Genomic DNA, 12,203 nt, shown 5'->3' with positions numbered 1-12,203 from the left:
TTAAAATAAACATTGAACCCTTCGTTAAAAAATTGTAAAACTATGGAAACTTTTTTTGTTTTTAAAGTTTCCATACCTACATTTGCCCCCTGATTATGAGGGAAAATATTATACAAAAGGCAACTGAAATGTTCTTAAACCTAGGATTTAAGAGCGTTACCATGGACGATTTGGCGCATGAGATGGGGATTTCCAAAAAAACGATCTACTCCCATTTTAAGAACAAAACGGAATTGGTAGAGCAGACCGCAATAACAATGTCGGATACTATCACCTGTGGCATAGACGATATTGTTGCGTTCAAGAAAAACCCAATTGAAGAACTGTACGAAATCAAAAAATTTATAATGGTGCACTTAAAGGACGAAAAATCATCCCCATTGTACCAACTCCAAAAATATTATCCAAAAATCTATACCTCACTTAAAGAAATACAATTTGAATGCACCCACCGTTGTATTGCCGAAAATGTAAAAAGAGGGATGGAACTGGGCATTTACAGGGACAACCTAAATGTTGAATTTGTATCCAGAATATACTTTACCGGTGTAACCAGTATCAAGGACAATAATTTGTTCCCAACAGAAATATTCAGCAAACCTGAATTATTGGACTACTATTTAGAATATCACCTTAGGGGCATTGTAACCCCAAAGGGAAGAAGAATACTCAACTCAATCATCAATTCAAATCAAGAATAAATGCGAAAAACACTAATCACCTTACTATTCATATTGCCCTGGTTGGCCTCTGCTCAAGATACCATACCTAGCTTTAGCTTGGACCAGGCCATAATTTATGCATTGGAGCATAATTATAGTGCCCAAAATGCACAGCGGGACATTGTGGACGCCCAAAAACAAAAATGGGAAACCATTGCTTCGGGGCTTCCCCAGATCAATGGTGCCATCAGTTATCAAAACCAGTTGAAACAACCTGTTTCCCAAATACCGGCCGAATTTTTTGGCGGGGAACCGGGAACATACCAAGAAGTGGTATTCGGACAGGCACAATCCATGTCGGCAACGGCTACTTTGACCCAACAAATATTTGACGGATCGTACATTGTAGGCGTACAGGCCACCAAAACCTTTTTGGACTATAGCCAAAACAATAAGGAAAAAACCGAATTGGATGTCCGTAAATCGGTGGTGGAAGCCTACGGCAATGTACTTTTGGCACAAGAAAGCGTACAGATTTCGGAAAAGAACAAAGCTACCCTGGAAGAAAACCTTTACGAAACCAAGCGTATTTACGAAAATGGCCTAGGCGATGAAGAAAGCGTAGACCAATTGCAGATTACCCTCTCCACAGTGGACAACCAACTTAAAAATGCACGTCGTATGGAGAAGATAACCCTGCAAATGTTGAACTTGATGTTAGGGCTTCCCATTGAAACACCGACCGTGTTGACCGAGAATTTGGATGACCTTTCCCAAAGCCAAATTGATTTGAGACTGATCGATACCGCCTTCAATATAGAGAACAATGTGGATTACAAGTTGGCGGCCAACCTCAACGATCAACGTTATTTTGAATTAAAACTGGCCAAAAGCCGAGCTTTGCCAACACTCAATGCCTTTATCAATTACGGAGGAAACTCATTCAGTAACAATTTCAACTTTTTGGACAGTGGCCAACAATGGTTTGGTTCCTCCGTTTTAGGAATTGACCTTAATATTCCCATTTTTAGTTCATTGGGAAGAAGTGCAAGTACACAACGTGCCAAGATTGCACTGGAAAAGGCAAAAACCCAGTTCACCGAGGCACAGGAACAAATCCGTCTTCAATTGGAAAGTGCCAAGAGCGATTATATCCTTGCCATAGAACAGTATGGTACATCCAAGGACAATTTGGAGTTGGCGGAGCGCATCGAAAAAAAGAATCAAATAAAATATTCCGAAGGTTTGGCGACCAGTTTTGAATTGAGACAGGCCCAGACCCAATTATATACCAGTCAACAAGAATATTTACAATCCATGGTCGACGTAATCAACAAAAAAATAGCACTGGAAAACATTTTAAATCAATAATCAAAAGGAGAAAACCATTCCATCATGAAAAAAGCAATATATATAACACTAATAGTAGCAGTTCTTGCTTCATGCGGAGGCAGCAACAGCAATTCTTTGGACGAAGTAATTGCCAGCAAGGATGTGGAAACCATTCGAGCAAAACGCAATTCCGTTACTGCAGAACTTAAAGCATTGGAGGATCAAGTTAAGAAGTTGGACGAAGCCATTGCAGAACTGGACGACAATTCAAAGCTGCCATTGGTCTCTACAATTACCGTAAATCCTGAAAAATTCCAGCACTTTTTAGAATTACAGGGCGATGTTAAAACAGACCAAAATGTACTGGTTTATCCAGAAATGGCCGGTACCCTTTACCGTGTGTATGTAAAAGAGGGACAACGAGTGTCCAAAGGCCAGTTATTGGCTTCGATTGATGATGGCGGACTCTCCAGCCAGTTGGCCCAATTAAGAACCCAAGCGGAGCTGAGCAAAACCACTTTTGAACGTCAAAAAAGGTTATGGGAACAAAATATCGGTTCCGAGATCCAATACCTACAGGCCAAGACCAATTACGAGGCCCAACAAAGTGCCGTGAAGCAATTGGAGAGTCAAGTTGGAAAATCTTCCATCCGGGCACCATTCTCGGGCATTGTGGACGATGTGATCAAAGATCAAGGTACGGTGGTAAGCCCAGGTCCTGGTTCCGAGGTTTTTAGAATAGTGAACCTATCGGATATGTACATTGATGTGGAGGTGCCAGAAGCCCATTTGCCCAATGTAACTCCCGGTAAATCGGTAGATGCTTACTTCCCCGTATTGGGAGAAACCATTACTACCAAAGTACGCCAAACTGGAAATTTTATCAATCCCAGCAACCGCTCTTTTATTGCAGAAATACCTGTGCCCAACAAGAATGGGCATATCAAACCAAATCTAACCGCACAGGTGAAAATCAACGATTATACCAATGAAAATGCCATACTCATACCCCAAAGTATTGTTTCGGAAAATGCAGAAGGAGAACAATATGTATATGCCATTGATGATGACAATGGTGATGTTACTGCCAAAAAATTGATCATTAAACCGGGTAAAACACAAGGCGATTATCTAGAAGTTCTTGAAGGTATTTCAGCTGGAAATCAAGTAATAGTTGAAGGTGCCCGCAGTATAAGGGATGGGCAAACCGTTAAAGTACTGGACACAACTACAACTGCAAAAAACTAATTCACCAAAATGGAAAAAGCTAAAAAGAACGCAAACAAGGAATTCCGTCTTTCATCGTGGGCCATAGACAATCCGTCTGTGATCTATGTAATGATCGGGTTGTTCTTTATCATAGGTTTGTCTTCCTATTTTGCCATGCCCAGGGAAGATTTCCCTGAAGTGGAAGAAACCAAAATATACGTAAGTACCGTGTATCCCGGCAATACGGCTGAGGATATGGAGCGTTTGATCACCGATCCTCTCGAGGATGTGCTCAAAAATGTGAGCAACGTGGTCGAAATCACATCAACCTCACAAGAAGATTACTCCATGATCATTGTAGAGTTTGATGAAGAAATTTCGGTTGAAAACGCAAAACAAGAAGTAAAAGACGAAGTTGATACTGAAAAAGCTGGTGAAGACTGGCCCATTTTCAACGGGGCAAAGGTAGAGCCCAATGTTTTTGATCTAAACTTGGCGGAATCCTTTCCGATAATGAACGTGAACCTCACGGGAGATTATCCTGTAGAAAAACTAAAAGAGTTTGCCGAATATCTGGAAGATGAAATTGAAGACCTTCCCCAAATAAAAGAGGTAGATATAAGAGGTGCGCAGGAAAAGGAAGTTGAAGTAGCGGTAGATGTCTATAAAATGATGGCATCCAGAGTTAGCTTTGATGATGTAATCCAGGCCATATCCAACGGAAACATGACCATGTCCGCCGGTAACTTGATCACCAGCGGCCAACGTAGGACCATACGCATTTTGGGCGAGGTCGAAAAACCTTCGGAACTGGAAAACTTTGTGGTCAAATCCGAGAACGGGGCCATTTACCTTCGGGATATAGCTACGGTATCGTTTGCCGAGGGGGACAAGACCACGTATGCCAGGGAACATGGCAGTCCAGTGGTAATGTTGGACATTAAAAAAAGGTCCGGAAAAAATACCATTGAGGCATCCGACCTGATTCGTGAAATAGTAGATGAGGCCAAGGAAAATTATTTTCCAAAAGACCTCACTGTTACCATAGCCAACGATTCCTCCAGCAGGACCCTGAACCAAGTGGATGATTTGGTAAACAACATCATTTTTGGGATTATACTCGTTGTAACCGTATTGATGTTCTTTTTAGGCTTTAGAAACGCCCTTTTTGTAGGTTTTGCCATACCCATGTCCATGTTCATGTCTTTCATGATTCTTACGGCCTTGGGTTATACACTGAATACCATGATCCTCTTTGGTTTGATTATGGGACTTGGTATGTTGGTTGACAATGGGGTCGTTGTGGTCGAAAACGTATATCGACTTATGGAGCAAGAAGGCATGTCCCGTAAAGAAGCCGCCAAAAAGGGTATTGGGGAAATTGCCATACCTATCATCATATCCACGGCAACCACTGTTGCTGCTTTTGTTCCCTTGGGAATGTGGCCGGGCATTATGGGCGAGTTCATGATTTTCTTCCCCATTACATTATCCGTAGTACTTGGTTCTTCATTGTTTGTGGCCATATTCATGAACTCCATGTTGGTCTCGCAGTTTATGCAGATCGGTGAAAAGGAGCTCACCAAAAAACAATTGATACGACTTAGTTTGATTTTGGGAGGCTTTGGACTATTTATCTTTATTGTGGGAGGGGCCGTCCGTGGGCTTGGCACCTTAATGATACTGGTCGGCATCATGTTCTGGATATACAAATATTTCTTAAAGCCATGGGCACGACGTTTTCAGACCAATAGCTTGGCTAAATTGGAAAACTTTTACGAACGCCAATTAAAGAGAGCGCTTAAAGGCAGAAACGTTTATTGGTATTTTGGATTTATTTCCCTCCTTTTGGTATTATCATTTGTTTTCTTCGGGATGTCGTTGGGAACACAACGTACAAAAGTGGAGTTTTTTCCAGATAATACGCCCAACGAAATTTTTGTGTACATCGAGTATCCACAGGGAACCGATATAGAAAAGACCAATGCCATCACAAAAAAAATCGAGCAAAGGGTCTATGGTGTAACCGGTAGGAGCAAATACAACAAAGGGGATTTCAACTATCTGGTTCAATCCAGCGTGTCCCAAGTAGGTAAGGGAGCGGAAAACCCATTTACCGAAGGAGGTTCTGCTGCAGAAATGCCCCATCGCGGTAAAATTACGCTCTCCATGCGCGAGTTTAAATATAGGAACGGGCTGGATACCGAAGAGCTACGCCAACAAATTCAAGATACGCTGACCGGAGTGTACCCTGGTGTAACCATTTCCGTTGAAAAGGATGCCGTTGGCCCTCCTGCCGGCTATCCCATCAATATAGAGATAGAAGGCCAAAATTATGATACTTTGATAAGTACGGCTGAACGCATGCGCAACTTTATCAACGGCAAGAACATTGCAGGTATTGAAGAGCTTAAAATCGATGTAAATAAAGGTAAGCCCGGCATGCAGGTTAAAGTGAACAGAGCCAAAGCAGGGGAGCTAGGTGTTTCCGTAGCTCAGGTCGGACAACAATTGCGTAGATCTATTTTTGGTGATAAAGCCGGAATTTACAAGAAAGACGGTGAAGATTACGACATTAATGTTCGTTTTAACGAAGATCTGCGCTACAACACTAGTGCATTGTTCGACCAAAAAATCATCTTTAGGGACCCCTCCAACGGTCAAATAAAGGAGATACCCGTTTCCGCAGTGGCAAATCAAGAAAACACCTCTTCATTTAGCGCCATTAAACATGTGGATACCAAACGTGTGGTAACCGTGTATTCCGCCTTAAAGCCGGGGTTTACGGATGCTGGTGCCATTGTTGCGGAAATCCAGGAAGAAATGCAGGAGTTCAAAGGACTCCCCGAGGGAGTTAAAATTGATTTTACAGGCCAGATTGAGGAACAGAACAAACAAATGTCCTTTTTGGTAAGCGCATTCTTTTTGGGACTGGGATTGATTATGCTTCTTTTAATTTTCCAATTTGGCGGCATCTCCAAGCCTGCTATAATCATGATGGCCATATTCCTCAGTTTTATAGGGGTGTTTGGAGGATTGATCATAACAGGGTGGCCTTTTGTTATTATGATGACCATGATGGGAATTATTTCCTTGGCAGGAATTGTGGTAAATAATGGCGTGGTATTGCTTGATTATACCCAAATCCTTATTGATCGTAAAAAAGTAGAGCTAGGAATTTCCGATGATGAGCTGCTAAATCGTGAAGATGTTACGGATGCTATAATCAGGGGAGGTAAAGCTCGTTTACGTCCGGTTATACTAACAGCCATTACAACCGTTTTAGGATTGATTCCATTGGCCATCGGATTAAACATCAACTTCGTTAGCCTGTTCTCCGATTTTGATGCACAGGTTTACATGGGTGGTGACAATGTTATATTTTGGGGCCCGTTGGCTTGGACAGTAATTTTTGGTCTGATTGTGGCCACATTCTTAACATTGGTCATTGTGCCCGTACTGTTCAATATTAGTTACAGGCTTAAAATAAGAATTCAAAAGTGGAAGACTAAAAATGTGAAACCAGAAGTAGTAAGGGAGTAAAGGTTTCTCCACAAATAATAGAAAATAGAAAAGCCCCGGCCAAATTGGCCGGGGCTTTTTCTTAAACACTGATTTATCTTATTTGTTTATCGTAACGGCATCGCCTTCGTTCCAATTTTTTACTTGCACTATACGGTTGCCCGTAAAGTCCACTTCACGTAATCCATCGTTCTGCCAAAAAAACCATTTACCGGTTCTTTCTCCGTTTTCGTATTGGCCAGTGGCAATTTTTTCGCCTTCAACATTGAACATTACCCAATCACCATGTAATTTTCCATTCAAAATATAACCTGTTTGGGCAATTTCACCATTGTCATGAAAATAAGTGGCTTTCACCATTTTTCCCATTTTTTCAAAGGTCGGCTTTGCATCTTGAGCAGATACACTAACCGCAAACATCACCGCCAAAAAAAATACTGCTTTTTTCATTCTTTATGGGATTTTAATATTGTTGATTCCTAATGATAACGCATTAAATTTACTTAAATTTTACGTTAATCACACATTTACATAACTTTTAGTTTACATTAAATTAACTTTAAAATTTTAATTTATTGTTATTCAGATAGTTAAATTTTATACAAATATTACCAATCTGTACTTTTAGCGAATATTTTTACTCATAATCGTTCAATACCGCTTGATAAACCACTTGCAATGTTAATTTAACGTTAAGCAGCCCTCAAATATGCAATCACTTTTCCCTTCAAAAAAGAACAACAAACAGAAAATGGACATATCTCCTAAAAAATAGCCACATTCCTATTAAATTTGCGCTCTCATAACAAACATCATGTACAGAAGCAATACTTGTGGTGCATTAAGGGCATCGGATATAGGTTCAGAAGTTATTTTAAGTGGATGGGTGCATAAGCTCCGCGACAAAGGTTTCGTGGCTTGGGTAGACCTTCGCGATCGCTACGGCATTACCCAATTGGTTTTTGACCAAGAACGCACTTCCAAAGAATTGCTTGAACAGGCTAGGGAACTTGGTCGCGAAACCGTTATCCAAGCCAAGGGCGAGGTTATTGAACGTACTTCCAAAAACCCTAACATTCCCACTGGTGAGATTGAAGTATTGGTTAAAGAACTTACCATCTTGAACAAATCCCTTCTGCCTCCCTTTACCATTGAAGATGAAACCGATGGAGGTGACGACATCCGGATGAAATACCGTTACTTGGATATCCGTAGAAATCCAGTAAAGAACAAGCTCATCTTTAGGCATAAAGTAACCATGGAGGTTAGGAAATATCTATCCGACCAAGGCTTTATCGATATTGAAACTCCATATTTGATAAAATCCACTCCCGAAGGAGCTAGGGACTTTTTGGTACCGAGCCGAATGAACGAAGGTCAGTTCTACGCCCTGCCCCAATCCCCACAAACTTTTAAGCAATTACTGATGGTCGGAGGAATGGATAAATACTTCCAAATTGTAAAATGTTTTAGGGATGAAGATCTCCGTGCCGACCGCCAACCGGAGTTTACACAAATAGACTGCGAAATGGCCTTTGTGGAGCAAGAGGACATCTTGAACACATTTGAAGGGTTGACCAAGCATCTTTTGAAAGAAATCAAAGATGTGGAAATAGATGAGTTCCCGAGAATGACTTATGATGATGCCATGCGCCTGTACGGAAACGACAAACCCGACATCCGTTTTGGAATGCAGTTCGGCGAACTCAACCATGTAGCCCAGCACAAAGATTTTAACGTGTTCAACTCCGCTGAATTGGTGGTGGGAATCGCTGTTCCGGGAGCAGCTTCGTATACCAGAAAAGAAATCGATAAACTGGTAGACTGGGTAAAACGCCCACAAGTTGGCGCAAAAGGAATGGTCTATGTTAAGTGCAACGAAGATGGCACCTATAAATCTTCCGTGGATAAATTCTACGACCAAGAAGACTTGGCCAAATGGGCCGAGGTAACCGGGTCCAAACCAGGTGACCTTATCTGTGTACTTTCTGGAAACACGAATCAAACACGTGCTCAATTGAGCGCTTTGCGAATGGAATTGGCAACCCGTTTAGGTCTCAGAAAACCGGATGAGTTTGCTCCACTATGGGTGATCGACTTCCCGCTGTTGGAACAGGACGAAGAAACAGGTGCTTACCATCCCATGCACCACCCTTTCACCTCACCAAAAGCAGGTCAGTTGGAATTGTTGGAAACTAAACCTGGCGAAGTAAAGGCCAATGCCTACGATTTGGTGCTCAATGGAAATGAAATCGGTGGCGGCTCCATTAGGATCTATGATAAAGAAACTCAAGCGATCGTGCTCAAACATTTGGGCTTTACCGATGAAGAAGCAAAAGCACAGTTTGGCTTTTTAATGGATGCTTTCCAATACGGCGCACCTCCCCATGGCGGTATCGCATTTGGATTGGATCGATTAGTGGCCATATTGGGTGGACAGGAAACCATTCGCGATTACATTGCTTTCCCTAAAAACAATAACGGACGCGATGTTATGATCGATGCTCCCGCAACCATTGACGAAGAACAGTTGAAAGAGCTCCATTTAAAATTGGATCTGTGATATATTGAAATCCCGCTTTGTTAGCGGGATTTTTTAATACTTTTAATAGTATTATATACCTCGATGCCCTACAGCAACAAAAAACTGCTCACCCGATTTCTTAAATGGCGATACAGAAATATCTCCAACAGGACCTTTATTCAAATAATGAGCCTTATTGTGGGTTTTTTGGCCGGATTGGTTGCCGTTACCGTAAAAAACTCCACCTATTTTATCGAATCCCTTTTAAAAAAGGGAATTGTTTTTTCAGAGAATCAACTGTACTTTATACTCCCGACCATAGGGCTAACGTTGGTATATCTTTATGTGAAATTTGTGCATAAGGAACCTTTGCAGCACGCGGTTTCATCCATCATCTTCTCGCTCTCCAAAAAAAGAGGCCTGCTCAAACTAAAAGATATTTACACCCCTTTGATCACCGCTCCGCTTACCGTAGGTTTTGGTGGTTCCGTAGGATTGTTGGGGCCAGCCGTAAAATCGGGGTCCGCAGTAAGTTCAAATTTGAGCCGATTGTTTCATATAGATGCCAAGACCAGGACACTTTTAGTGGCATGTGCATCGGCCGGGGCAATTGCCTCTATTTTTCAATCCCCCATTGCCGCCATTATTTTTGCCGTTGAGATTTTTACCCTAGATCTGACCATGATGTCCATGCTGCCCCTACTCTTAGCATCCATTTCCGGGGTACTGACATCCTATTTCTTTTTGGGAAACGAAGTATTGTTCAGCTTTTCCCTGTCCGAAGGATTTAAATTGGAAGACACTCCCTTTTACATTTTATTAGGTGTGGGCACTGGGTTTGCCTCCATCTATTTTACCAAAATGTATTTCGCCATATTGTCCCTTTTTAAAAAGCTTAAAAGTCCAAAGTATAAACTTTTGGTCGGCGGAATTGCCATTGGTGTAATGCTATATGCCATTCCACCACTTTATGGTGAAGGTTTTGGATTCATAAACAATCTATTGGATGGTAATCATCTAAAAGCGCTCGGCACTACTCCTTTTGATGCTTACACACATAATATTTGGGTAGTGATCGCCCTCTTGTTTGGAATTACCATTTTTAAAGCTATTGCCATGACGACCACCATCGGGGCCGGAGGTGCAGGTGGTGTATTTATCCCCACCATGGTTATGGGAAGTGCGTTGGGCAATGTGGTTGCCAAGGTAATCAACAACCTAGGATTGGGGTTTTCCGTTTCTGAAAGCAATTTCACCTTGATCGGCATGTCCGGTTTAATTGCAGGGGTGATACACGCACCCTTGACCGCTATATTCCTGATTGCCGAAATTACTGGAGGTTATCAACTCTTTGTACCTTTAATGATTACGGCAGCTATCTCCTACTTAATCACCAAAAACGCGCTCGATTACACCATTTACACTAAAGAATTGGCCAAAATAGGGGCGCTTTTGTCCCACAACAAGGACCAAATGGTACTTGGGCTTATGGAAATGGACGATGTTATTGAAAAGAATTTTCGGTCTGTACATCCAAAAATGTCCTTGGGTGAAATGCTCCACCAATCCGTTTCCAAATCCAAAAGAAACCTTTTTCCGGTTTTGGATGATGAAAAAAAGCTGATTGGAATAATTGTCTTGGACGATATTAGACCCATGATGTTCGATACCGAAATGTACGACACCGTTTTTGTTAAAAATTTGATGCATGCCCCTCCAGAGGTTATCTTTTACGAAACGGACAATATGAAACAGGTGATGAAAAAGTTTCAAGACAGCGGTGCTTGGAATTTGCCCGTTATCAAAAATGGCAAATACGAAGGCTTTATATCCAAATCCAAAATGTTGACGGCCTATCGGAGAAAACTGATTAATTATTCCCAATGAAAATCAAACTAAAACATATCATTTTCCTTATCATGATAGCTTCTTTTGCTGCAATCTTCTATGGCCTTTCTTTGGATGAAGATCATCCGGATGCCCAAAAATATGTTGGAGGAGGTACCGTAGGTCTCTTTTTGGTGGCCATGCCCCTTTTTCTATGGAAAGAGAGCCAAGGCAAAAACATGAAAGATTATATGCTTACTAAGGAAAATATTAAGAAAATGCAAGAAAAAGAGCGCAAAAAGACAAAAAATCAATAATTTTCTTAAGATTTAAACTTCTTTTTATCCAATCAGCCACAAAAAAAGTTACATTCGTAATTTAACATTTATTTATTTTTAATGACTGGTACAGTAAAATTTTTCAATGAATCCAAAGGTTTTGGGTTTATTACAAACGACGACACAGGAAAAGATATTTTTGTTCATGCTACGGCATTGAACGGTGTGGAATTGAACGAAGGCGACAAAGTAGAATACATTGAAGAAGAAGGAAGAAAAGGAGTGGTTGCTGCACAAGTGCAAGTAATCGGATAATAATATTTTATTTTGATTTTGATTTAAAAACCCTGGCGATGTCGGGGTTTTTTGTTTAATTCAGGTTTCTTCTTTGAATGAAGAATCGCTTTAACAGCTCGGAAGCTTCCTTTTCCATTACCCCACCAACAACTTCTGTCTTTGGATGCAAATGGCCTCCCATAACGCTAAATCCGCGTTCTAAATCCGAAGCCCCGTAGACCACTCTCGAAATTTGGCTCCAATACAAACCGCCCGCACACATTTGACAGGGTTCCAAAGTAACGTACAACGTACAGCCCTGAAGGTATTTTCCGCCCAAAAAATTGGAAGCAGCGGTAATCGCCTGCATCTCGGCATGGGCCGTAACATCCTTTAAACGTTCCGTAAGGTTATGGGCCCTCCCAATGATTCGATTGTTTGTTACGATAACCGCTCCAACGGGAACTTCGCCATTTTCAAAGGCTATTTCCGCCTCTTGCATGGCTTTCTTCATAAAATAATTGTCATCAAACGGATCCTCCACGATTTTTTATGTCATTTTTCAAGAGATTG

At 41.4% G+C, this 12,203-nt stretch carries 10 protein-coding genes; 8 read left to right on the top strand and 2 right to left on the bottom strand.

Translation table 11 applies throughout. The features are described 5' to 3' along the window. Positions 1-95 precede the first annotated feature (95 nt). The 4 genes from MURRU_RS07605 to MURRU_RS07590 are packed head-to-tail and all read left to right on the top strand — an operon-like array spanning position 96 to position 6,746. Positions 96-701 carry a TetR/AcrR family transcriptional regulator gene (locus MURRU_RS07605; protein ID WP_014032870.1) on the top strand — a complete coding sequence of 202 codons (606 nt, stop codon included), beginning with the start codon at positions 96-98 and terminating at the stop codon, positions 699-701. Continuing rightward, complete coding sequence (locus MURRU_RS07600) at positions 702-2,033, top strand: TolC family protein (protein ID WP_014032869.1); 1,332 nt, start codon at positions 702-704, stop codon at positions 2,031-2,033. A gap of 24 nt (positions 2,034-2,057) precedes the next feature. Then, positions 2,058-3,242: an efflux RND transporter periplasmic adaptor subunit gene (locus MURRU_RS07595; RefSeq protein ID WP_014032868.1), complete on the top strand. Its 1,185-nt coding sequence runs from the start codon at positions 2,058-2,060 to the stop codon at positions 3,240-3,242. Between the two features lie 9 nt (positions 3,243-3,251). After that, the gene (locus MURRU_RS07590; protein WP_014032867.1) at positions 3,252-6,746 is read left to right on the top strand and encodes an efflux RND transporter permease subunit; all 3,495 of its coding nucleotides are present in this window, start codon (positions 3,252-3,254) and stop codon (positions 6,744-6,746) included. A gap of 78 nt (positions 6,747-6,824) precedes the next feature. Here the strand turns inward: MURRU_RS07590 and MURRU_RS07585 are convergent, their stop codons facing one another. Continuing rightward, positions 6,825-7,175, bottom strand: coding sequence for a toxin-antitoxin system YwqK family antitoxin (locus tag MURRU_RS07585; protein WP_014032866.1), 351 nt, complete (start codon positions 7,173-7,175; stop codon positions 6,825-6,827). A gap of 364 nt (positions 7,176-7,539) precedes the next feature. Here MURRU_RS07585 and aspS point away from each other — a divergent pair, with 364 nt between their 5' ends. The 4 genes from aspS (at position 7,540) to MURRU_RS07565 (ending at position 11,669) form a co-directional block, all read left to right on the top strand. Continuing rightward, entirely contained in the window at positions 7,540-9,288 is a 1,749-nt protein-coding gene (gene aspS, locus MURRU_RS07580) for an aspartate--tRNA ligase (RefSeq protein ID WP_014032865.1), read from the top strand. A gap of 63 nt (positions 9,289-9,351) precedes the next feature. Beyond that, positions 9,352-11,136 (top strand): chloride channel protein, encoded by a 1,785-nt coding sequence (locus MURRU_RS07575; RefSeq protein WP_014032864.1) that lies wholly within the window; start codon positions 9,352-9,354, stop codon positions 11,134-11,136. Further along, positions 11,133-11,393, top strand: coding sequence for a hypothetical protein (locus MURRU_RS07570; RefSeq protein ID WP_014032863.1), 261 nt, complete (start codon positions 11,133-11,135; stop codon positions 11,391-11,393). The genes MURRU_RS07575 and MURRU_RS07570 overlap by 4 nt, the downstream gene beginning before the upstream one ends. A gap of 81 nt (positions 11,394-11,474) precedes the next feature. After that, positions 11,475-11,669, top strand: coding sequence for a cold-shock protein (locus MURRU_RS07565; protein ID WP_014032862.1), 195 nt, complete (start codon positions 11,475-11,477; stop codon positions 11,667-11,669). A 55-nt stretch (positions 11,670-11,724) separates the two neighbouring features. Here the strand turns inward: MURRU_RS07565 and MURRU_RS07560 are convergent, their stop codons facing one another. Continuing rightward, the gene (locus MURRU_RS07560; RefSeq protein ID WP_014032861.1) at positions 11,725-12,174 is read right to left on the bottom strand and encodes a nucleoside deaminase; all 450 of its coding nucleotides are present in this window, start codon (positions 12,172-12,174) and stop codon (positions 11,725-11,727) included. Positions 12,175-12,203: the final 29 nt, after the last annotated feature.

Origin of the sequence: Allomuricauda ruestringensis DSM 13258 (genome assembly GCF_000224085.1) — a bacterium.
GTDB classification, from domain to species: domain Bacteria; phylum Bacteroidota; class Bacteroidia; order Flavobacteriales; family Flavobacteriaceae; genus Flagellimonas; species Flagellimonas ruestringensis.
The sequence above is the reverse complement of the archived record's forward strand: the minus strand, read 5'-3'. Positions and strand labels throughout refer to the sequence as shown.